Source organism: Caballeronia sp. GAWG1-5s-s, from assembly GCF_023631445.1.
Taxonomy (GTDB): domain Bacteria; phylum Pseudomonadota; class Gammaproteobacteria; order Burkholderiales; family Burkholderiaceae; genus Caballeronia.
On record NZ_JALQDC010000001.1, the window covers coordinates 230,354 to 250,548 of the forward strand.

At 64.3% G+C, this 20,195-nt stretch carries 20 protein-coding genes; 11 read left to right on the forward strand and 9 right to left on the reverse strand.

All coding sequences use genetic code 11. The features are described from left to right. Positions 1-59 precede the first annotated feature (59 nt). From mreD to NCR34_RS01110, 3 genes are all read right to left on the reverse strand, one after another. Positions 60-572 (reverse strand): rod shape-determining protein MreD, encoded by a 513-nt coding sequence (gene mreD / locus NCR34_RS01100; RefSeq protein ID WP_175938922.1) that lies wholly within the window; start codon positions 570-572, stop codon positions 60-62. After that, positions 569-1,681, reverse strand: coding sequence for a rod shape-determining protein MreC (gene mreC / locus NCR34_RS01105; protein WP_248320869.1), 1,113 nt, complete (start codon positions 1,679-1,681; stop codon positions 569-571). The genes mreD and mreC overlap by 4 nt, the downstream gene beginning before the upstream one ends. 192 nt (positions 1,682-1,873) lie before the next feature. Beyond that, on the reverse strand, positions 1,874-2,917 hold the full coding sequence (locus NCR34_RS01110) for a rod shape-determining protein (protein WP_004189550.1): 1,044 nt from the start codon (positions 2,915-2,917) through the stop codon (positions 1,874-1,876). 378 nt (positions 2,918-3,295) lie between these two features. Here NCR34_RS01110 and gatC point away from each other — a divergent pair, with 378 nt between their 5' ends. The 5 genes from gatC to NCR34_RS01135 all read left to right on the forward strand — a co-directional run bounded on the left by gatC (position 3,296) and on the right by NCR34_RS01135 (position 8,391). Continuing rightward, positions 3,296-3,595 (forward strand): Asp-tRNA(Asn)/Glu-tRNA(Gln) amidotransferase subunit GatC, encoded by a 300-nt coding sequence (gene gatC, locus NCR34_RS01115; protein WP_244847644.1) that lies wholly within the window; start codon positions 3,296-3,298, stop codon positions 3,593-3,595. Between the two features lie 73 nt (positions 3,596-3,668). Next, entirely contained in the window at positions 3,669-5,159 is a 1,491-nt protein-coding gene (gene gatA / locus NCR34_RS01120) for an Asp-tRNA(Asn)/Glu-tRNA(Gln) amidotransferase subunit GatA (protein ID WP_248320870.1), read from the forward strand. Positions 5,160-5,161: 2 nt separating this feature from the next. Beyond that, on the forward strand, positions 5,162-6,631 hold the full coding sequence (gene gatB / locus NCR34_RS01125; RefSeq protein ID WP_248320871.1) for an Asp-tRNA(Asn)/Glu-tRNA(Gln) amidotransferase subunit GatB: 1,470 nt from the start codon (positions 5,162-5,164) through the stop codon (positions 6,629-6,631). A 112-nt stretch (positions 6,632-6,743) separates the two neighbouring features. Continuing rightward, positions 6,744-7,583, forward strand: coding sequence for a PPK2 family polyphosphate kinase (locus NCR34_RS01130; protein WP_248320872.1), 840 nt, complete (start codon positions 6,744-6,746; stop codon positions 7,581-7,583). 25 nt (positions 7,584-7,608) lie between these two features. Further along, positions 7,609-8,391, forward strand: a complete 783-nt coding sequence (locus NCR34_RS01135) for an exodeoxyribonuclease III (protein WP_248320873.1) — start codon at positions 7,609-7,611, stop codon at positions 8,389-8,391. Here the strand turns inward: NCR34_RS01135 and NCR34_RS01140 are convergent, their stop codons facing one another. From NCR34_RS01140 to metX, 4 genes are read right to left on the reverse strand one after another with little or no spacing between them, the layout of a single operon-like run. Further along, positions 8,392-9,330, reverse strand: coding sequence for a M48 family metallopeptidase (locus NCR34_RS01140; RefSeq protein WP_250498891.1), 939 nt, complete (start codon positions 9,328-9,330; stop codon positions 8,392-8,394). Beyond that, positions 9,327-10,613, reverse strand: a complete 1,287-nt coding sequence (locus tag NCR34_RS01145; protein ID WP_250498892.1) for an AmpG family muropeptide MFS transporter — start codon at positions 10,611-10,613, stop codon at positions 9,327-9,329. The genes NCR34_RS01140 and NCR34_RS01145 overlap by 4 nt, the downstream gene beginning before the upstream one ends. Positions 10,614-10,659: 46 nt before the next feature. Next, positions 10,660-11,268, reverse strand: coding sequence for a methionine biosynthesis protein MetW (gene metW / locus NCR34_RS01150; protein WP_175938937.1), 609 nt, complete (start codon positions 11,266-11,268; stop codon positions 10,660-10,662). Then, the gene (gene metX, locus NCR34_RS01155; RefSeq protein WP_175938938.1) at positions 11,265-12,410 is read right to left on the reverse strand and encodes a homoserine O-succinyltransferase MetX; all 1,146 of its coding nucleotides are present in this window, start codon (positions 12,408-12,410) and stop codon (positions 11,265-11,267) included. Before metX ends, metW begins: the two co-directional genes overlap by 4 nt. Positions 12,411-12,706: 296 nt before the next feature. On the opposite strand from metX, the gene NCR34_RS01160 reads away from it, so the two are divergent. Together NCR34_RS01160 and NCR34_RS01165 are read left to right on the forward strand one after the other, a co-directional pair. Further along, the gene (locus tag NCR34_RS01160; protein WP_175938940.1) at positions 12,707-12,988 is read left to right on the forward strand and encodes a type II toxin-antitoxin system Phd/YefM family antitoxin; all 282 of its coding nucleotides are present in this window, start codon (positions 12,707-12,709) and stop codon (positions 12,986-12,988) included. After that, positions 12,985-13,305, forward strand: a complete 321-nt coding sequence (locus tag NCR34_RS01165; RefSeq protein ID WP_159837596.1) for a type II toxin-antitoxin system RelE/ParE family toxin — start codon at positions 12,985-12,987, stop codon at positions 13,303-13,305. Before NCR34_RS01160 ends, NCR34_RS01165 begins: the two co-directional genes overlap by 4 nt. Here the strand turns inward: NCR34_RS01165 and NCR34_RS01170 are convergent. Together NCR34_RS01170 and argB are read right to left on the reverse strand one after the other, a co-directional pair. Then, positions 13,295-14,062 (reverse strand): pyrimidine 5'-nucleotidase, encoded by a 768-nt coding sequence (locus NCR34_RS01170; protein WP_250498893.1) that lies wholly within the window; start codon positions 14,060-14,062, stop codon positions 13,295-13,297. The genes NCR34_RS01165 and NCR34_RS01170 overlap by 11 nt on opposite strands. Positions 14,063-14,127: 65 nt before the next feature. Then, positions 14,128-15,027 (reverse strand): acetylglutamate kinase, encoded by a 900-nt coding sequence (gene argB / locus NCR34_RS01175; protein WP_159837600.1) that lies wholly within the window; start codon positions 15,025-15,027, stop codon positions 14,128-14,130. Between the two features lie 153 nt (positions 15,028-15,180). On the opposite strand from argB, the gene NCR34_RS01180 reads away from it, so the two are divergent. The 4 genes from NCR34_RS01180 (at position 15,181) to NCR34_RS01195 (ending at position 19,426) form a co-directional block, all read left to right on the forward strand. After that, positions 15,181-15,390: a cysteine-rich CWC family protein gene (locus NCR34_RS01180; protein WP_248320879.1), complete on the forward strand. Its 210-nt coding sequence runs from the start codon at positions 15,181-15,183 to the stop codon at positions 15,388-15,390. A 132-nt stretch (positions 15,391-15,522) separates the two neighbouring features. Next, on the forward strand, positions 15,523-16,821 hold the full coding sequence (locus tag NCR34_RS01185; protein ID WP_250498894.1) for an ATP-binding protein: 1,299 nt from the start codon (positions 15,523-15,525) through the stop codon (positions 16,819-16,821). A 36-nt stretch (positions 16,822-16,857) separates the two neighbouring features. Further along, the gene (locus NCR34_RS01190) at positions 16,858-17,400 is read left to right on the forward strand and encodes a response regulator transcription factor (RefSeq protein WP_159837606.1); all 543 of its coding nucleotides are present in this window, start codon (positions 16,858-16,860) and stop codon (positions 17,398-17,400) included. A gap of 466 nt (positions 17,401-17,866) precedes the next feature. Beyond that, positions 17,867-19,426 (forward strand): methyl-accepting chemotaxis protein, encoded by a 1,560-nt coding sequence (locus tag NCR34_RS01195; RefSeq protein WP_250498895.1) that lies wholly within the window; start codon positions 17,867-17,869, stop codon positions 19,424-19,426. Positions 19,427-20,195: the final 769 nt, after the last annotated feature.

Consider the following 20,195-nt stretch of genomic DNA (forward strand, 5'->3'; position numbering starts at 1 on the left):
TCGCGATTCAAGTGTAGTCGGCGCGCGGGCGTTTATCGGCGCCGTGTCGCGCGCGGCGCTCAGATCGGGCGCGTGTCGTCGGGATCGGCTGCGCGCCGTTGCGGCATCAGAAGCAGGAAGCTCGCGATCGGCCAAAGCAGCGCCTCGACGAATCCGTTGACAAGATAGCTCCAGCCGGGAAACGCGGCGCCCGTCATCAGACGGATGATGAACGGCACGAGATGCGCGCCGACCAGCAGCGGAGCGACGACGAACGTCTGCACCGGCAGCGACATCCACAGCACGCGCCGGTGAATGGTGATCGCGCCGTAGGACAACAGCGTGTACGCCAGCGCGTGTTCGCCCAGCAGGTTCGCGCTATGGACGTCCATCAACAGCCCGAGCAGGAACGCGATGCCCATGCCCACCTTGCGCGGCTGCTGCACGTTCCAGAAGAGCAGCACGAGCGCGACGAAATCCGGCACGCCGACGAGCCGTCCCCAAGGCACGAGATTCAGCAGAAACGCGGCGGCCAGGCTGAACGTGATGAAGTACGGATTGACCGGCTGAAGAATGTACTGCGGACGATTCATCGCGCGGCTCCCGACGAAGCGGGTTTCGGCGCGTGCGCCTTCTTGCCCGATTTGGCCGCTGCGCTCGATGCCGCTTTCGGCGCTGTCGCCTTCGCCGCGGGATTCGCGGCAGGCGTCGACGCAGCAACAGCCGCCGACGCGCTCGCCGGCGCCGACGCGGCAGCCGGTGCGCTCGCGCCCGCCGCTGCTTTGGCCGCGGGCTTCTTCTTGCCCTTGTTTTCCTTCGCTTCCTTGGCGGCAGCGGCGGCTTCGACTTCGACCGGATTGGGCGGCACATTGACGTTGTAATGCAGCACGAGCAACTGGCGCGCGCCGCGCACCGCCGCGACCGGCACGCAGACGACGCGGGCGAATGCCGTGTCCGCCTGCTTGTCGACGCGCAGCACCTTGGCGACCGCGAGCCCCGGCGGATACACGCCGTCGAGACCGCTCGTCACGAGCTGGTCGCCGACTTGCACGTCAGCGCTGATCGGCACGAAGCGCAAGTCGAGCGTGTCGCCCTTCGGCGTGCCGTAGATGACGCTGCGCAGCCCCGTGCGCGCGATTTGCACCGGCACGGCCTGATCCTTGTCGGTGAGCAGCGTGACTTCCGACTGCATCGGGAAAACGCGTGTGACTTGCCCGATTACGCCTTCTTCGTCCACGACAGGCGCGCCGTCCTGTATGCCTTGCTGCGAGCCCTTGCCGATGACGACCTTCTGCGTGAAAGGATCGCGCGTGTCGTATTGGATTTCGGCGGGCGTGGTTTGCGTGGTGGCGCGCGACTGAAGGTTCAGCAGTGCCCGCAGATGCGCGTTCTCGATGTTCAGTTGCGCGGCGTCGCCGGCCTTGATGGACAGTTCGAGATTCTTGTCGGCGAGCTTGCGGTTTTCGCTGCGTAGCGTGGCGCTCGTGACGGCGAGATCGGCTGCCCCCATGAAGATGTCGCGCGGAACCAGCGCCGCGCGCTGCAACGGATAGAGCCCGGCGCCGAGAATGCCGCGCACGATTTCGAGTGTGTTGAAGCGGACGTCCGACACCAGCAGCGCGATGGCCAGCACCACGAAGAAAATGAGGCGTGCGAGCGCCGAAGGGCCTTGCTTGAAAAGTGGCGGCGGACTGTATTCCATGGTCAGCGCCGAGGGCGTGAGCGGGTGGATGATGCTGCAGGCTGTTTCGCTTGTGGCGGGACCTGCCCTACGCTGTTTCGACAAAGGCCCGGACTGATGCCGGGCCGTGCGCGCGTCGCGTTACGCGGGATGCTCGAGTGTCTGCTTCGGCAATGCGTTCGATACGAAACGCGCGCACGCCGAAGCCTGCGATCACTCGTAAGAGAAGATGCTGCCGAGCTTGTCCATGCGCTCGAGCGCCATGCCGGAACCGCGCACCACGCAGGTCAGCGGATCTTCGGCGACGAGCACCGGCAAGCCGGTTTCTTCCGCGAGCAGGCGGTCGAGGTCACGCAGGAGCGCGCCGCCGCCCGTCAGCATCATGCCGCGCTCGGCGATGTCCGCGCCGAGTTCCGGCGGCGTCTGTTCCAGCGCGATTTTCACCGACGAGACGATCTGGTTTAGCGGATCGGTGAGGGCTTCGAGGATTTCGTTGCTCGAAATCGTGAAGCTGCGCGGAATGCCTTCGGACAGGTTGCGGCCCTTGACTTCCATTTCCTTCACTTCCGAGCCGGGGAACGCGGAGCCGATTTCCTTCTTGATGGCTTCAGCCGTTTGTTCCCCGATCAACATGCCGTAGTTGCGACGGATGTAATTGACGATGGCTTCGTCGAACTTGTCGCCGCCCACGCGCACCGAGCCTTTGTACACGATGCCGCCGAGCGAGATGACGCCGACTTCGGTCGTGCCGCCGCCGATGTCCACGACCATGGAGCCCGTGGCTTCCGAGACCGGCAGCCCCGCGCCGATTGCCGCGGCCATGGGTTCCTCGATGAGATACACCTGCGAAGCGCCCGCGCCGTGTGCCGCTTCCTTGATGGCGCGGCGCTCGACTTGCGTGGAGCCGCACGGCACGCAAATGATGATGCGCGGCGACGGCGAGAACATGCGGGATTCGTGTGCAGTCTTGATGAACTGCTTGATCATCTGTTCGGTGACGGTGAAGTCGGCGATCACGCCGTCTTTCATCGGCCGAATGGCTTCGATGTTGCCCGGCACCTTGCCGAGCATTTGCTTCGCTTCCTTGCCGACAGCCTGAATGGTCTTCTTGCCGTTCGGGCCGCCTTCTTGACGGATGGAGACGACTGACGGCTCGTCGAGGACGATGCCCTTGCCGCGCATGTAGATCAGCGTGTTGGCGGTGCCGAGATCAATCGCCAGGTCGTTGGAAAAATAGCTGCGCAAAAAGCCGAACATTCAAAAATCCTGTCTCGCTGGGTAGCCGTGCCTCGCTAAGAGCGCCGGGGACGGCAGCGGAAAAAATAACGGTTTGCCGGGACGGCGAAACGGGCCGCCGTGAATGCAAATCCGAGCAGAAATCTACCGCGGAATTGAACATGCCACGCAAACGTTTCTCGACGAGGGATGATCCAGGGAGAAAGCCGCTGACAGGTCGATCCGGATGTGGGTCGAACGTGTAATGATACCTTATAATTTGGGGGTTTCTATAGGAAAAGGACGGCACTTTTTGCCATCCTCGGCCCCGCTTCGACGGCTTTCCGCCAGGATCGTAACTGACTGTTGCAGCGAACCTTTTTGGCGCGGGAGTTGTTCATGTTTTTCTCCGGTGATCCCATGTCATTGACCCTGACCGACGTTAAACGCATCGCGCATCTCGCGCGGCTGGAACTGCCCGACCACGAGGCCGAACCGACGCTTGCGCGGCTCAACGACTTCTTCGGTCTCGTCGAGCAGATGCAGGCGGTCGATACCGCCGGCATCGAGCCGCTCGCGCATCCTATCGACGCGATCGAGGAAGTCGCCCTGCGACTGCGCGACGACGCAGTCTCAGAGCGGATCGAGCGCCAAGAGTTCCAGCGTTGCGCGCCGGCCGTGCAGGACGGGCTCTATCTCGTGCCGAAGGTGATCGAGTGAGCGTGGCGCATCGACTCATCGGAACAACGATCTCGCGCGCGGCGTGACGCGCCGCGCTCATCAGGGAACTGCAATGCATCAGAAAAGCTTGACCGAACTGCGCGCCGCGCTCGACTCGAAGGCGATCTCCGCCGTCGAGCTGGCGCAGTCGTACCTGCAACGCATCGAAGCCGCGAAAGAACTGAACGCGTTCATCGGCGTGAATCCGGAGCTCACGCTGGAACAGGCGAAGGCCGCCGACGCCCTCATCGCGCAGGGCAATGCCGGTCCGCTCGCCGGCCTGCCCGTCGCGCATAAAGACGTGTTCGTCACGCGCGGCTGGGCGTCGACGGCGGGTTCCCACATGCTGGAGAACTACGCGAGCCCGTTCGATGCCACCGTCGTCGAGCGCCTGAACCGCGCCGGCATGGTGTGTCTCGGCAAGACGAACATGGACGAGTTCGCCATGGGCTCGTCCAACGAGAACTCGTTCTTCGGCGCGGTGAAGAACCCGTGGGACCTGAAGGCCGTGCCGGGCGGATCGTCGGGCGGGTCGGCAGCGGCCGTCGCCGCGCGCCTCGCGCCCGCCGCGACCGGCACCGACACGGGCGGGTCCATCCGTCAGCCCGCGTCGTTTACCGGCATCACCGGCATCAAGCCGACGTACGGCCGCGTGTCGCGCTACGGGATGATCGCGTTCGCGTCGTCGCTCGATCAGGGCGGGCCGATGGCGCAAACCGCCGCCGACTGCGCGCTGCTTCTGAATGCGATGGGCGGCTTCGACGAGCGCGACTCCACGAGCTTGCAACGGGAGAATGAAGACTACACGCGGTATCTCGGCAAGAACTGGACTGAAGATGCCGACAAGCCGTTGAAAGGCCTGCGCATCGGCATGCCGAAGGAGTACTTCGGCGCGGGCTTGGCCGACGACGTGCGCGCCGCCATCGACGCTGCGCTGAAGCAATACGAAGCCCTCGGCGCGACGCTCGTCGAAGTCTCGCTGCCGAAGACCGAGCTTTCGATTCCCGTGTACTACATCATCGCGCCGGCGGAAGCGTCGTCCAATCTGTCGCGCTTCGACGGCGTGCGCTACGGGCATCGCGCGGCCGAGTACCGCGACCTGCTCGACATGTACAAGAAGTCGCGCGCCGAAGGCTTCGGGCCGGAAGTGAAGCGCCGGATTCTGGTCGGCACGTACGTGTTGTCGCACGGCTATTACGACGCGTACTACCTGCAGGCGCAGAAGATTCGCCGCATCATCGCGCGGGATTTCCAGGAAGCGTTCAAGCAGTGCGACGTCATCATGGGACCGGTCGCGCCGTCGGTGGCCTGGAATCTCGGCGAGAAGACCGACGATCCCGTGCAGATGTACCTCGCCGACATCTACACGCTCTCCGTGAGCCTCGCGGGCCTACCGGGCATGAGCGTGCCGTGCGGCTTCGGCGCGGGCGCGAATGCGAATCGGCCGGTCGGTCTGCAGATCGTCGGCAACTATTTCAACGAAGCCCGGATGCTCCAGGTCGCCGACGCGTTCCAGCGCGCGACCGACTGGCACCGCAAGGCACCATCGGCATCGGGAGTGTGAACATGCAGTGGGAAGTCGTCATCGGTCTGGAAACGCACGCGCAGCTTTCCACCGTCTCCAAGATTTTCTCGGGCGCGCCCACGCAGTTCGGCGCGGCGCCGAACACGCAGGCAAGTCCCGTCGATCTCGCGCTGCCGGGCGTGCTGCCGGTCATGAACCGCGGCGCTGTCGAGCGCGCGATTCGCTTCGGGCTCGCCATCGGCGCGCACATCGCGCCGCGCAGCATCTTCGCGCGCAAGAACTACTTCTACCCGGATCTGCCGAAGGGCTATCAGATTAGCCAGTACGAGATTCCGGTCGTGCAGGGCGGAAAGATCACGATCCACGTGCCCGCCAACGAAAAGGCCGGCAAGGAAGCGTACGAGAAGACCGTCAACCTGACGCGCGCGCATCTGGAAGAAGACGCCGGCAAGTCGCTGCACGAAGACTTCGCGGGCATGACGGGCATCGACCTGAACCGCGCGGGCACGCCGCTGCTCGAAATCGTCACGGAGCCGGAAATGCGCAGCGCCGCCGAAGCGGTCGCGTATGCGAAGGCGCTGCACGGTCTCGTCGTGTGGCTCGGCATCTGCGACGGCAACATGCAGGAAGGCTCGTTCCGCTGCGATGCGAACGTCTCGGTGCGTCCGGTCGGCCAGAAGGAGTTCGGCACGCGCGCCGAGATCAAGAACCTGAACTCGTTCCGCTTCCTCGAAGAAGCCATTCAGTACGAAGTGCGCCGTCAGATCGAGCTGATCGAAGATGGCGGCACCGTCGTGCAGGAAACGCGTCTGTACGATCCGGACAAGCGTGAAACGCGCTCCATGCGCAGCAAGGAAGACGCGCACGACTACCGCTATTTCCCCGATCCCGATCTGATGCCGCTCGTGATCGAGGAAAGCTGGGTGGCGCGCGTGCGGGCCGAGATGCCGGAACTGCCCGCGGACATGCAGAAGCGCTTCGTCGATACCTACGGCCTGACGTCCTATGACGCCGGCGTGCTCACTTCGTCGAAGGCGATGGCCGCGTACTTCGAAGCGGTCGTCGAGAAGGCGGGTGCGGCGCAGGCGAAGATTGCCGCGAACTGGCTCATGGGCGACGTCTCCGCGCAGCTCAACCGCGAGTCGCTGGATATTGCTCAGTCGCCGGTGTCGGCGGCGCAACTCGCGCTGGTGCTGCAACGCATCGCGGACGGCACCATCTCCAACAAGATCGCGAAGGACATCTTCCAGTCGATCTGGGAAGAAAAGGCCACCGACGAAGCCGCGGCCGACCGCATCATCGAGGCGAAAGGGCTGAAACAAATCTCGGACACGGGCGCGCTGGAAGCGATCATCGACGAAGTACTCGCCGCGAATCAGAAGTCCGTGGATGAATTCCGCGCGGGCAAGGAGAAGGCGTTCAACGCGCTGATCGGCCAGGCCATGAAGGCGACGAAGGGCAAGGCCAATCCGCAGCAGGTCAATGAATTGCTGAAGAAAAAGCTGGGCTGAGTCGGCGGCGCATGTCGCGCATGGTCTGCTGATTCAGGAGCGTAAGACTTACGGGCTGTTGCCGGTTGATCTGTGCAGCGGCCCGTTTTTCATTGCTGAAGCGGAAAAAAACATGGCCAAGAAATCCGACCTGGACGACTATCGCGTTCCGTTCTTCGACGGCGGAAAAAAGCTCAAGGCGTTCGACATCACTTCAGTCGATCCGTCTCAGAAGCCTTTCTCGACAGGCGCGAAAGACGACGACCGCGCGCGCCTCGCTGAAATCGGCGCGCAGCTGAACGAGTTGCAGGAGAAGCTGCACGCGCAGCGCCGCGAGCGCGTGCTGCTCGTGCTGCAAGGCATGGACACGAGCGGCAAGGACGGCACGGTGCGCGGCGTGTTTCAGGACGTCGATCCGCTCGGCCTGCGCATCGTGCCGTTTCGCGCGCCGACCGAGCGCGAGATGGCGCACGACTTTCTCTGGCGTGTCCACGCGCAAGCGCCGATGGCGGGCGAACTCGCGATCTTTAACCGCAGCCACTACGAAGACGTGCTCGTGCCGCGCGTGCTGAAGCAAATAGACGATGACGAATGCGAGCGGCGCTATCGTCATATCCGCGAGTTCGAGGCGCTGCTCGCGGATGCGGGCACGACCATCGTCAAATGCTTTCTGCACATTTCGAAGGACGAGCAGCGCAAGCGGCTGCAGGCGCGTATCGACGATCCGACGAAGCACTGGAAGTTCGACGTCTCGGACCTCGAGGCCCGCAAGCTGTGGGACGACTATCAGCAGGCGTATTCGGTGGCGCTCGGCGCGACCTCGACGGACTACGCGCCGTGGTACATCATTCCGGGCGATTCGAAGACGCATCGGAACGTGATGGTCGCCGAGCTCGTCTTGCGCACGATGCAGGGCATGAAGCTCGAATTCCCGCCGGCGAAGGAGTCGCTCACCGGAGTGAAGGTCGAGTAAATCAAATCAAGAAGAAAGGAAGCGTATGTTTCGCGTGATCACCGCCAATCTGAACGGCATTCGTTCGGCTGCCAAGAAAGGCTTTTTCGACTGGTTCGGCGAGCAGGCAGCCGACGTCGTCTGCGTGCAGGAAATCAAGTGCTCGCAGGACGACCTGACGCCGGAGTTCCTCGCGCCGCACGGCTTTCAGGGCTACTTCCAGCACGCGGTCAAGAAGGGCTACAGCGGCGCGGGCGTCTATACGCGCCACGAGCCGGACGACGTGATCATCGGTTTCGGCAGCGAGGAGTTCGATGCCGAAGGGCGCTACGTGGAAGCGCGCTTCGGCAGGCTTTCGGTGGTGTCGGTGTATGTGCCGTCGGGATCGAGCGGCGATGAGCGTCAGCAGGCGAAGTACCGCTTCATGGACGAGTTCATGCCGCATCTCGCCGAGCTTTCGAAAGAGCGCGAAGTCATTCTGTGCGGCGACGTGAACATCGTGCACAAGGAAATCGACATCAAGAACTGGAAGAGCAATCAGAAGAATTCCGGCTGTCTGCCGGAGGAACGCGCGTGGCTGACCAAGCTGTTCGATGAAGTCGGCTATGTCGACGTATTTCGCACGCTCGACCAGCGGCCCGAGCAATACACGTGGTGGAGCAATCGCGGTCAGGCGTACGCGAAGAACGTCGGGTGGCGCATCGACTATCAGATCGCGACCAAAGAGGTTGCCGCGACCGCGAAGAGCACGTCCATCTTCCGCGACATCAAGTTCAGCGACCACGCGCCGCTGACGATCGACTACGACTGGAAGGTCGGCCGGAAGTGATTACCGCCCGCTCTTCTTGAACCGCCCCATGCCCGCGTAGTTCGGCAACGCATCGATACTCTTGCCGACGGCTTTCGCATACAGCGGCATCATGTCCGACATGCGTTTCTCCAGATCCTGCTTGCGGTCCGGCCCGTACGGGTGCATCCAGACGAAGCCATTATCCTCACGGCGCGTGGCGGTATCGATCTTGTTCCACAGCGTGACGGCGGCGCGCGGATCGTAGCCTGCGCGCGAGGCGATCTCGCTGCCGATCACGTCGGCTTCGGTCTCGTCGGCAGGCGAATAGCGCATGGCGAGCAGCTGATCGCCGATGCCGAGCGGTGTCGAGCCGACATCCGCAAAGCCGAAAAGCTGCGGCATCGTTCCCGCGGTCAGTTGCTCGGCCTGCTGGCGGCCGAGCCGCTCGCGGGCGTGTTCGCGCAGCGCGTGCGCGATCTCGTGGCCCAACATCATGCCGATTTCGTTGTCGTTCAGATGCAGCTTCTCGATCAAGCCGCTATACACGACGATCTTGCCGCCCGGCAGACAGTACATGCGGATCTCGTTCGACCGCACGACGTTGATTTCCCACTTCCAGTTCTTCGAGCGGTCGTTCCACTTGAGCGCGAACGGAATCTCGTGATTCGCGATGTCGCGCACGCGCTTCACCAGCGCGTTGTCGTTCGGCAGCAGCCGCTTGTTGCGCTCGGCCTCGTGGATGATCGCGGCGTACGCGTCGGCCGATTGCTGTTCGAGCGCTGCAGGCGGAATGAGATTGCGAAAGAGCGCGGTGTTGCCGAAGCGGATCTGGTTGTTCGGCGCGGTGTAAGGCGCGGGAACACGCTCTTCGTCCTGCGCATGCGCGCGCGGCGTTGCGAGCAAGGCGCACGCGAGCGCGCAGACAAGCGTCCGCGCGAGCGCGCGGCCCGCACGGTGAGTCGATATGCGCACCGTCATCGTTTTGGTCTCCAGGGCGCGATGATCGGCAACAGTAACATGCCCGGAATCGACAGCGCGATGCAGACGAGGAAGTATTCGAACCAGCCCGTCCGCGCGACGATAAAGCCGCTCAGCGCGGACACGACCGTGCGCGGCACCGCAGCCAGGCTCGTGAAAAGCGCGAATTGCGTCGCGGTGTAGCGCGGGTCGGTGGTGCTCGCGATGTACGCGGTGAACGTGGCGAGCGTGAGCCCCGTGGCGAACGTCTCGAAGCCGTACAGCACCGCGAGCGCGACCGGCGACGGCCCGATCTTCGCGAGCCACGCGAAGCCGAATGTCGCGACGATCTGCAACACGCCGAAAATCCACAGCCCGCGCGCAATGCCGATCTTCACCAGAAACACGCCGCCGATAATGCCGCCCGCGAGGCTCGTCCAGAACGCGACCGTCTTCGCGATCACGCCGAGCTGCATCGTCGTAAAACCGAGGTCGAGGAAGAACTTGGTGGCGAGCGCGGTCGCCATGGTGTCGCCGAGCTTGTAGAGAAAGATGAAGCCGAGCACGAGAAGCGCGGAGCGCCAGCCATCGCGAGTGACGAATTCGTGGAACGGTTCGACGACCGCATCGCGCAGACTTTTAGGCGGCGTGCCGTGAACGGCCGGTTCTTTCACGACGAGCGTGGTGACGATGCCCGGCAACATGAACAACGCCGTCACGATAAAGACCGTCTTCCACGGCAGGAAGCCGGCGAGAATCAGCGCGAGCGAGCCCGGCACGAGCCCCGCCACTTTGTATGCATTGACGTGGACCGCGTTGCCGAGGCCCTGTTCGGTGTCCGCGAGTAGTTCGCGCCGGTACGCGTCGATGGCGATATCCTGGCTCGCGCTGAACAGCGCGAGCAGACCGGCGATGGCGGCCACCGTCCAGATGTCCTCGCTCGGCGAAACGAAGCCGAATGCGCCGATGGCCAGCGTCACGAGCACTTGCGTGACCAGCATCCAGCCGCGGCGCCGACCCGGCCGCCAGAACGGCAGACGCGGCACGTAGCGGTCCATCAGCGGCGCCCAGACGAACTTCCACGTATAAGGCAGCCCGAGCAGCGCGAACAGACCGATTTGCTTGACGTCGATGTGCTCTTTCGTGAGCCACGCCTGCAACAGACTCAGCAGCGTGAAAAGCGGCAATCCCGACGTGAAGCCGAGAAAGACGCAAATCAGGATGCGCGCGTTGAGAAACGCGTGCCAGCGGGGATGTTCTTCGTGAGCAGTTAGAGCGGGCGCCTCGTGTGGCGTGTCGGGCATGTCGATGTTGGAAAAGCGTTGTCGATGCTTGATGCGCCGGGTCGCATCACCGGCGCTTCACGCGATAGACCGCAAGACTACCACGCCAGTTCGCGCCCCAACGGATGGACTGCCCGCCGTGCAGCACCACGCGGTCCAGAATCTCGATGCCCACTTCCGGCGCAAGCGCCTCGAAGTCCTTGATGGTCAGCACGCGCACGTTCGGCGTGTTATGCCATTGATACGGCAGCGACTTCGACACCGGCATGCGCCCTTGAATGACCGCAAGCCGGTGCGGCCAATAGCCGAAGTTCGGAAACGACACGATGCATTCGCGTCCCACGCGCACCGTTTCGCGCAGGATCGCGGCGGTCTGGTGAATGGTCTGCAGCGTCTGCGAGAGGATAGCGAAATCGAAGCTGTCGTCTTCGAAGAGGCGCAGGCCGTCTTCGAGATTCTGCTGGATCACGTTCACGCCCTTCTGCGCGCAGGCGAGCACGCCGGCGTCGTTGATCTCGATGCCGTAGCCGTTCACTTCCAGCTCTTCGGCGAGCAGCGAGAGCAGCGACCCGTCGCCGCAGCCGAGATCGAGCACGGTCGAGCGCGGTTCCACCCAGCGCGCGATCGCCCGGAAGTCCGAGCGCAGCGCGAGCGAATCAAGCGTGTTCTGGTTCATGCGCCGATCTCCGTGGCAATGCGTTCGTAGTAGGCGCGCATCAGATTGTGATAGCGCGCGTCGTCGAGCAGGAAGGCGTCGTGGCCGTGCGGCGCGTCGATTTCGGCGTAACTCACGGTGCGCTTGTTGTCGAGCAGCGCCTTCACGATCTCGCGGGAACGCGCCGGCGCGAAACGCCAGTCCGTCGTGAAGCTCGCGATCAGATACTTCGCCTTCGTGCGGGCGAGCGCCTGCGTGAGGTCGCCGTCGTAGGCTTTGGCGGGATCGAAATAATCGAGCGCGCGCGTGATGAGCAGGTACGTGTTCGCGTCGAAGTATTCGGCGAACTTGTCCGCCTGATAGCGCAGGTACGACTCCACTTCGAACTCCACGTCGAAGTTGAAGTTGTACGCGTCGAGCGCGCCTTCGGCACGGCGCAGCGCGCGGCCGAATTTCACGGCCATGTCGTCGTCCGAGAGATACGTGATGTGGCCGATCATGCGCGCGACGCGCAAGCCGCGGCGCGGCTTCACGCCGTGCGCGTAGTAGTCGCCGCCGTGGAAGTCGGGGTCCGAGAGGATCGCGGAGCGCGCGGTTTCGTTGAACGCGATGTTCTGCGCCGAGAGCTTCGGCGTCGACGCGATCACGATGCAATGCCCGAGCCGCTCCGGATACATGAGGCTCCACGCGAGCGCCTGCATGCCGCCGAGACTGCCGCCCATCACGGCAGCGAATCGCTCGATGCCGAAGCGGTCCGCCACGCGCGCCTGCGCGTGTACCCAGTCTTCCACCGTGACGACGGGAAAGCGCGCGCCGTACGGCTTGCCGGTCGCGCGGTCGATGCTCATCGGCCCGGTCGAGCCGAAGCACGAGCCGAAGTTGTTCACGCCGATCACGAAGAAGCGATTGGTGTCGAGCGGCTTGCCCGGCCCGACCATGTTGTCCCACCAGCCGACGTCCTTCGGATTGTCGGCGTACACGCCCGCGACGTGATGCGACGCGTTGAGCGCATGGCAGACGAGCACCGCGTTCGAGCGCGCGGCGTTGAGTTCACCGTACGTTTCGACGACGAGTTCATAGTCGCCGAGCGAACTGCCGCTCTGAAGCACGAGCGGCTCGGAAAAGCGCAAGGTTTGGGGAGTGACGATGCCGATGGATTCCATTCATTCCGCCTTTACTGGGCGGCTAAACGGTGTCGGCTGGGCGCGAAGAAGCGGAAGATAGGCGCGGCTGACGACCTCTTTAGCCGCATTTATAGTGAACCGGAGCAATGCCGAATGATGCCCTGGTTCGCGCGCCCGCAATCGAGTCAGCAAATCGGCGCGTGTTCAATTCTGTCAAGCGATGAAGTATAGCGGAAAACGTAATAAAGCCGCTAATCGTGAAGTGGTCGCCGGCTTGGGTGGCGCGTCGTTTTCTGTCTATATTGTCTAGGCATCGCGCCTTGCCGGGAATCGACATGAAACCGAGTCGCGTCAGACCGCTGAGTCATTTGAAGAGCCGCGCAGCCGAGATGATCCGCAACGTCGTGGAAAGCCGCGAGCCGATGCTCATCACGCAAAACGGGGAAGCGAAGGTTGTCGTGCAGGACGTTCAGTCCTACGAGGACCTGCATCAGACCGTCGCGCTGCTCAAGATTCTGGCGATGGGGCAGAAGTATATCGAGGCGGGACATTGCATCAGCGCGGGCGATTTTTTCGCCGAGATCGAGCGGCTCGACAAGGAAGAGGGCCTCAAATGAAGACCGTCTTTCTCGATCCCGTTCGACAAGATTTGCAGGACTTCCGGCGCTATGTCATCAACAAGTTTGGCGGCACCGCATGGAAAGCGACGCGCGACAAGATAGCGGATGCTGTCGCGGACATCGAGGCTTCGCCGCGCAAGGGCGCGACGCCGCCGGAACTCGTCGACTTTCGCATGACGGGGTATTACGAAGTCGTTAGCGGGACGAACCGAATCATCTATAAGGTCGACGACGACACGATCTACGTGCATCTCGTCGTCGATACGCGTTCGGACCTCGAAGATATTCTCGCGCGGCGTCTCTTCAGGATCTAGCCGCTGGCCGCCCGAGCGCGCCGCCGCGCATGCCGAGCGTCAGCGCGCGCAACGACCGCACGGTGCGATCCACATAATGCGGCCTGCCCACGCCCGGCAAACGCACCGAAGCCGCGCCTGCGGAGGTGCGCGCCGCCGGCAGATGCCCGACGATCCACACGGTCCGAATGCCCAGCCGCCGATAGCTCTTCAGATGCCCGCGCGTGTCTTCGACGAGAATCGCATCGGCGAGCCGCACGCGCGCGCGTCGCATCGCACGGCGAAGCATCGGCGCGTCCGGCTTCGAGCGCCAGCGGTCGCCTTCGCGCATGTCTTCGATCGCGATCACGCGCTCGAATAGGCGCTCGATGCCGAGTTCCGCGAGCACGGCCCGCGCGTACACGGACGGCGCGTTGGTCAGCACGATCTTGCGGCCCGGCAGCGCGCGCAGCGTGCGGCCGATGCCGCGCTCGGCGCGCAGCATCGACGGAAGATCGGCGAACGTGTGGACGACGTGAAGAAAGTCGGCCGGATCGACGCCGTGATGCTTCACGAGGCCGACCAGCGTGGCGCCGTAGCGCACCGTATAGCCGACGCGCAACCGGTTCGCCTCGTCCACATCGACGCCGAGCCGGTCCATGATGTACTGCGTCATCGCGCGATTGATGGCCGGAAAGATCTGATGCGACGCGTGATGCAGCGTGTTGTCGAGATCGAAGAGCCAGACCGGCACGCGCGGCTCGACGCGGCGGCGGCGGGAAGTGGGATGCGAATTCATTGCGCGAAAAGAAACGCCCGCGCGGAGGCGGGCGTCGTCATGAAATGAGCGGGGCTCAATGAAGCTCAATGCGAGCGGATCATCGTGCCGAACGGCTGTTCGGTCAGAATTTCGAGCAGCACCGAATGCTCGATGCGCCCGTCGATGATGTGTACCGAACGCACGCCGCTCTTCGCGGCATCCAGCGCCGACGAGATTTTCGGCAGCATGCCGCCGGAGATGGTGCCGTCGGCGAACAGGGCGTCGATCTCGCGCGCCGAAAGGTCCGTGAGCAGATTGCCTTCCTTGTCCATCACGCCGGGAATGTTGGTCATCATGACGAGCTTTTCGGCGTTCAGCACGACCGCCAGCTTGCCCGCGACGAGATCCGCGTTGATGTTGTACGAGAGGCCGTCTTCGCCGAAGCCGATAGGCGAAATGACGGGAATGAACGCGTCGTCCTGCAGCGCCTTCACGACAGCCGGGTTGATGGCTTCGACTTCGCCCACTTGACCGATGTCGATGAACTGCCCCGGATTGTCGCGGTCCGGCATCATCAGCTTGCGCGCGTGGATGAGGCCGCCGTCCTTGCCGGTGAGACCGACCGCGTGGCCGCCGAAATGATTGATGAGCGTGACGATGTCCTGCTGCACTTCGCCGCCGAGCACCCACTCGACGACTTCCATCGTCTCTTCGTCGGTGACGCGCATGCCCTGAATGAACGTGCCCTGCTTGCCGATTTTCTTCAGCGCCTGGTCGATCTGCGGGCCGCCGCCGTGGACGATCACCGGGTTGATGCCGACGAGCTTCAGCAGAATGACGTCGCGCGCGAAGCCTTGCTTCAGACGCTCTTCGGTCATGGCATTGCCGCCGTATTTGATCACGACCGTCTTGCCGTGATATTGACGAATATAGGGCAGCGCCTCGGCCAGGATTTCAGCTTTCAGGGTAGGCGCGATCTGCGTGAGGTCGGGAAGGTCGGACATGGCGGCAGTCGAGGCGAAGAGCGTTAAACAGGCGGAATTGTACAGGACCGATGCGAGGCGATATGACGTTTTGCCGCGACGCCGCCCGCGTTTTCCGGCACAGCGCCGACGTGCGATCATCGTTCAACTTCTCTATGTCACGAATGCGTCACCATGACGAAGCCATCGTCCCAAACCGACGCGCCGTCCGCCGTCTGCACCCGCTGCGGCGCGACTTTCCGATGCGGCTCGCTTTCGGGCGATGCCGCCTGCTGGTGTGCGTCGCTGCCCGCGTTGCCCCCGGAGCGCCTGCGCGCGGCCGAAGCGTGTCTGTGCCGGGCGTGCCTGCTCGCTGAAATAGAAAAGGCCGGCATTTCGGGTTAGCAGAGCGCATGCCGCGCGGGGTGCGACAAATCGCGCCATCGGCGGTTCGGCGGCGCGCGCAAGCGGGATAATGCCGCATGAACCACGACTTGCCGGCGCGCGCTTTCGCTGCCGGCGCGCACTCGAAGGAACATGCATCGCATAACGAATACCGGTCGCGTCAACCTCGGCCATCTGTTCTGGCTTCGCTCGCTCGCGATCATCGGCCAGTTGACGACCATCGCCGTCGTGCAGATTTGGCTGGGCGCGAATCTGCCGCTGCCGGCCATGCTGCTCGTGATCGCGCTGGAAATGGTGTTCAACGGGCTGACGTGGCTGCGCGTCGCGCGGGCGCGGCCCGAGACGAATCTCGAACTCTTCGGGCAGATGTGCGTCGATCTCGGCGCGCTGTCGGCGTTGCTGTTTCTGTCGGGCGGCGCGACCAATCCGTTCGTCACGCTGTATCTGCCGTCGCTCGCCATTGCCGCCGCCATCCTGCCGTGGCACATGATGGCGTGCCTCGCGCTCTTCGCCGTCGCGTGTTACGCGCTTCTCAGCTACAACTACGTGCCGCTCAATATCGAGAATCCGGCGAATCTCTTCGATTATTTCCGCCTCGGCCTGTGGGTCAACTTCATGGTGAGCGTGGGCTTGATCGGCTGGTTCGTCGCGCGCATGTCGCGGGCGCTGCGCCTGCGCGACGCCGCGCTCGCCGACGCGCAGCAGCGTCATCTGCGCGATGAACGCGCGGTCGCGCTCGGCGTGCAGGCAGCAACCGTCGCGCATGAAATGGGCACGCCGCTGTCCACCATTGCCATGCTCTCCGAAGAATTGCGCGATGCCGCCGCGCACGACTCCAATCTCGCGCCGTACGCGGACGACTTCGAACTGCTCGAACAGCAGATGGCGCTCTGCACGTCGGCGCTCGCGCGGCTGCGCAGCCGGGCGAGCGGGCCGTCGAACCGGCAGCCGCTCGACGAATGGCTCGCGAGTTTCATCGAGCAATGGCGGCTGCGGCATCCGCAAGTGGAGTTCGAGCAAGTCGGCGAAGCGCCGGCGACCGCGTCCATCGACGACGCGGTGGCCGTCGGCCAGATTCTCACGATCCTGCTCGACAACGCCGCGCGCGCGAGCAGCGAGTTCGTGACGCTGCAAGCCGTGGCGGAAGCGGAAGAAGGCGCGCGTTACGTGCGCTTCGAAGTGTGCGATCGCGGCCCCGGCATTCCGCCCGCGCTGCGCGCGTCGCTCGGCGCGGGCCCTGTCGACAGCACGCAGGGCGGCCACGGCGTCGGGCTCTATCTGGCGTTCGCGGCGGCGGCGCGGCTCAACGGTTCCATCGAACTGTTGGAGGCCGAGCCGCACGGCACGCGCGCCGTGCTCAGGGTGCCGAACCGGGGCGCGGCGGCGGCGCCGGTTGCGACGGCGCGAACGGAATCGAGCGGCGCGGCGTGAACCTGCTTGGCCAAGAGAAACAAGGAGAAATGAACCATGAGCGATAACAACTTCCTGATCATCGACGACGACGAAGTCTTCTCGGGCATTCTGGCGCGCGGGCTGGCGCGTCGCGGCTACACGGCGCATCAGGCGCACAACGCGGACGAAGCCGTGAAGCTCGCGAACCAGCACAAGTTCGGTCAGATCACGGTGGACTTGCATCTCGGCAACGATTCCGGGCTGCGCCTCGTTGCCCCGTTGCGCGACCTGCAACCGGATGCGCGCATTCTCGTGCTGACCGGCTATGCGAGCATCGCGACGGCCGTGCAAGCGGTGAAAGACGGCGCGGACAACTATCTGGCGAAGCCCGCGAACGTCGAATCGATTCTTCTGGCGCTTCAGGAAGAGGCGAGCGAGCAGACGGCCGAGGAAGCAATCGAGCATCCGACGCTGCTTTCGGTGGCGCGGCTGGAGTGGGAGCATATCCAGCGGGCGCTGGCGGAGAACAACGGCAATATCTCGGCGACGGCGCGCGCGCTCAACATGCATCGGCGCACGTTGCAGCGCAAGCTGGCGAAGAAGCCGGTGCGCCAGTAAGCGACCGCTGCCACGCAGGAAAACGACGAACCAAAAAAGAACCGCCCAAGCCGGGGAACGAGGGCGGTAATCGGAGAGTTGCAACGACTTCGTGCATATACATGGGGATATGCACGAACGCAGCATACGTGGCGGCATCGCGCCCTTATATACGATAAATCCGAAAAGTAGGAAGTCTCCTAATCGCCTGCTTGTTAGCAACAAGAAAGGTGTCTCCCAGCCGCCATGCGCGCGGCGACGTTTCCGCCATATACCCTGTATACCGCGCTCAAGAAACACGTCGCGAGCGCCGTAAAGCCTCCTTGTGCGTGACATGTATCGCGCAACGCCGGCATTGCACCGGCGAGAAGCGCTGTCCGCGGGCGTCGTCTGCGGGGCGCGGAAAAGGAGCCGGGGACCGGAAGCGAGCGAGCGCGTGCGCGCCGGCTGCGTCCGACGTGCCCGCTCGCGACATTCGGAGACATCGATGAAAGGGTTTGACCGCCTGTCGGTCTTGAGCAAGCTGTTGTTGTCGTTCGCGGTCGTGATTCTGTTCACGGCGTGCGTGGGCGGAACCGGCGTGGTGTCGCTTGCCAAGATGCATAGCCTCGTCGAGGAAATCGGCGACCGTCACATGGACGGCCTTTACTGGGCCGAGGAAATCAACAAGCACAAGGTCAACACGGACCTCGACGCCGCCAACCTGACCTTCGCCGACGACGCCGGCAAGCAGAAGCTCAAACAGGACATGGGCGAATCGCTCGCCGCGATGCATCGCGCGTTCGAGCGCATGCGCCCGACGCTCTCGACGCCGCAAGGCTCGGCGCTCTACGACGCCGCGAGCCAGTCGGTCGCCGCGTGGGAAGACATCGTGCAGATGCAGATGGGCGTGAAGCCCATGCCCATCGACGTCGATCAGATGGGGCTGATTGCACGCGCGATTGCCGCGAGCGAGAAGGCGCGCGACGCGCTGGAGCGGCTCGCCGACTACAAGCGTGCGCGCGCGACGGCGGCGCGCGCGAGCGCGGCGGCGGAGTACGACACCATGCGCGTCGTGTTGCTCGCGCTCGTTCTGGGCGCGATGGCGGCGGGCGCGGTGCTGGCCGTGGTCATCGGTCGGCGTCTTGCCGCGCAGCTCGGCGGCGAGCCGGCGTATGCGGCGCAGATCGCCAACCGCATTGCGCAGGGCGATCTGACGGCGCGCGTCGAGACCCGTCCCGGCGACGACAGCAGCATGCTGCACAGCCTCGGCAACATGAGCAGCAAGCTCGCGGATATCGTCGGCGGCATTCGCCACGCGAGCGAGTCGATTTTGTTCGCATCGCGCGAGATCGCGCAGGGCAACACCGACCTCTCGCAGCGCACGGAGGAACAGGCGGCGTCGCTGGAAGAAACCGCGTCGAGCATGGAGCAGCTCACCGCGACGGTGCGCCAGAACGCGAGCAATGCCGACGAAGCCACCACGCTCGCGCGCGGCGCGTCGGACGTGTCGGCGCGCGGCAGCGAACTGGTCGGCGAAGTGGTCGACAACATGCGCGAACTGGCGTCAGGCAGCAAGCGCATGACGGACATCATCGCGGTGATCGAAGGCATCGCGTTCCAGACGAACATTCTCGCGTTGAACGCAGCCGTCGAAGCGGCGCGGGCGGGCGAGGAAGGGCGCGGCTTCGCGGTCGTGGCGGGCGAAGTGCGCTCGCTCGCGCAGCGCAGCGCGATGTCGGCGAAGGAGATCAAGGAATTGATCGAAGCGTCGACGGCGCGCGTGGACAGCGGCGCGGCGATCGCCGAGCGCGCCGGCGCGACGATGGCTGAAGTCACGGAAGCCGTGCAGCGCGTGACGGGCATCATGGCGCAGATTTCGGCGGCGTCGCACGAGCAGAGCGCGGGCATCGAGCAGGTGAATCGCGCGGTCGCGCAAATGGATCAGGTGACGCAGCAGAACGCGGCGCTCGTCGAGCAGGCCGCGGCAGCGGCCGGCGCGATGGCGGATCAGGCCGAGCAGTTGAAGGGCGCGGTGGCGGTGTTCGAGTTGGAAGGGCGCGCTTAAGCGGGCGGCAGCGGGCGGAGGCAGGGCTTGCGCGGGCTGGTGGCGGTTCGTGCGTCGTCGCATCGAGCGAATGCCGATTGAAGCAGCGCACGCCGGTCGCGCAGGCAACGTCGCGTGTAGGCGCGCGGAAAGGTTCGCGTTCGCCCGCAAGGCAGTGCCGGTTCGCGCGTCGTCGCATCAAGCGAACGCCGCTTGAAGAAGCGCCGGACGATCGCGCAGGCAACGTCGCGTGTAGGCGCGCGCGGGAAGGTTCGTATGCGCCCGCAGGACGTCGCCGGTTCGCGCGTCGTCGCGCCAAGCGAATGCCGATTGAAAAAGCGCCCGCCGGTCGCGCAGGCAACGTCGTGTGTGGCGGCGCGGAAAGGCTTCCGTTCGCCCGCAGGCCGGTGCTGGTTCGTGCGTCGTCGCATCGAGCGAACGCCGCTTGAACAGCGCCCGCCGATCACGCAGGCAACGTCGCGTGTAGGTGCGCGGAAAGGCTTCCGTTCGCCCGCCGGCCGGTGCTGGATCGCGCGTCGTCGCATCCAGCGAACGCCGCTTGAAGAAGCGCCGGACGATCGCGCAGGCAACGTCGCGTGTAGGCGCGCGCGGGAAGGTTCGTATGCGCCCGCAGGACGTCGCCGGTTCGCCGGCGTCGTCGCCTCAAGCGAACTCCGCCCCACAGCGCCGGACGATCGAGCAGGCAACACCACGCGATAGCGCCACGCAACCCCAACCTCCGCGAAACCGCGCCCAACATCGCATAAGCAACACCGATTTTCGGCTCGCT

Excerpts from the sequence above, each read along its gene's own strand:
- mreD (WP_175938922.1), bottom strand. The coding sequence starts at position 572 with ATGAATCGTCCGCAGTACATTCTTCAGCCGGTCAATCCGTACTTCATC.
- mreC (WP_248320869.1), bottom strand. The coding sequence starts at position 1,681 with ATGGAATACAGTCCGCCGCCACTTTTCAAGCAAGGCCCTTCGGCGCTC.
- NCR34_RS01110 (WP_004189550.1), bottom strand. The coding sequence starts at position 2,917 with ATGTTCGGCTTTTTGCGCAGCTATTTTTCCAACGACCTGGCGATTGAT.
- gatC (WP_244847644.1), top strand. The coding sequence starts at position 3,296 with ATGTCATTGACCCTGACCGACGTTAAACGCATCGCGCATCTCGCGCGG.
- gatA (WP_248320870.1), top strand. The coding sequence starts at position 3,669 with ATGCATCAGAAAAGCTTGACCGAACTGCGCGCCGCGCTCGACTCGAAG.
- gatB (WP_248320871.1), top strand. The coding sequence starts at position 5,162 with ATGCAGTGGGAAGTCGTCATCGGTCTGGAAACGCACGCGCAGCTTTCC.
- NCR34_RS01130 (WP_248320872.1), top strand. The coding sequence starts at position 6,744 with ATGGCCAAGAAATCCGACCTGGACGACTATCGCGTTCCGTTCTTCGAC.
- NCR34_RS01135 (WP_248320873.1), top strand. The coding sequence starts at position 7,609 with ATGTTTCGCGTGATCACCGCCAATCTGAACGGCATTCGTTCGGCTGCC.
- NCR34_RS01140 (WP_250498891.1), bottom strand. The coding sequence starts at position 9,330 with ATGACGGTGCGCATATCGACTCACCGTGCGGGCCGCGCGCTCGCGCGG.
- NCR34_RS01145 (WP_250498892.1), bottom strand. The coding sequence starts at position 10,613 with ATGCCCGACACGCCACACGAGGCGCCCGCTCTAACTGCTCACGAAGAA.
- metW (WP_175938937.1), bottom strand. The coding sequence starts at position 11,268 with ATGAACCAGAACACGCTTGATTCGCTCGCGCTGCGCTCGGACTTCCGG.
- metX (WP_175938938.1), bottom strand. The coding sequence starts at position 12,410 with ATGGAATCCATCGGCATCGTCACTCCCCAAACCTTGCGCTTTTCCGAG.
- NCR34_RS01160 (WP_175938940.1), top strand. The coding sequence starts at position 12,707 with ATGAAACCGAGTCGCGTCAGACCGCTGAGTCATTTGAAGAGCCGCGCA.
- NCR34_RS01165 (WP_159837596.1), top strand. The coding sequence starts at position 12,985 with ATGAAGACCGTCTTTCTCGATCCCGTTCGACAAGATTTGCAGGACTTC.
- NCR34_RS01170 (WP_250498893.1), bottom strand. The coding sequence starts at position 14,062 with ATGAATTCGCATCCCACTTCCCGCCGCCGCCGCGTCGAGCCGCGCGTG.
- argB (WP_159837600.1), bottom strand. The coding sequence starts at position 15,027 with ATGTCCGACCTTCCCGACCTCACGCAGATCGCGCCTACCCTGAAAGCT.
- NCR34_RS01180 (WP_248320879.1), top strand. The coding sequence starts at position 15,181 with ATGACGAAGCCATCGTCCCAAACCGACGCGCCGTCCGCCGTCTGCACC.
- NCR34_RS01185 (WP_250498894.1), top strand. The coding sequence starts at position 15,523 with ATGCATCGCATAACGAATACCGGTCGCGTCAACCTCGGCCATCTGTTC.
- NCR34_RS01190 (WP_159837606.1), top strand. The coding sequence starts at position 16,858 with ATGAGCGATAACAACTTCCTGATCATCGACGACGACGAAGTCTTCTCG.
- NCR34_RS01195 (WP_250498895.1), top strand. The coding sequence starts at position 17,867 with ATGAAAGGGTTTGACCGCCTGTCGGTCTTGAGCAAGCTGTTGTTGTCG.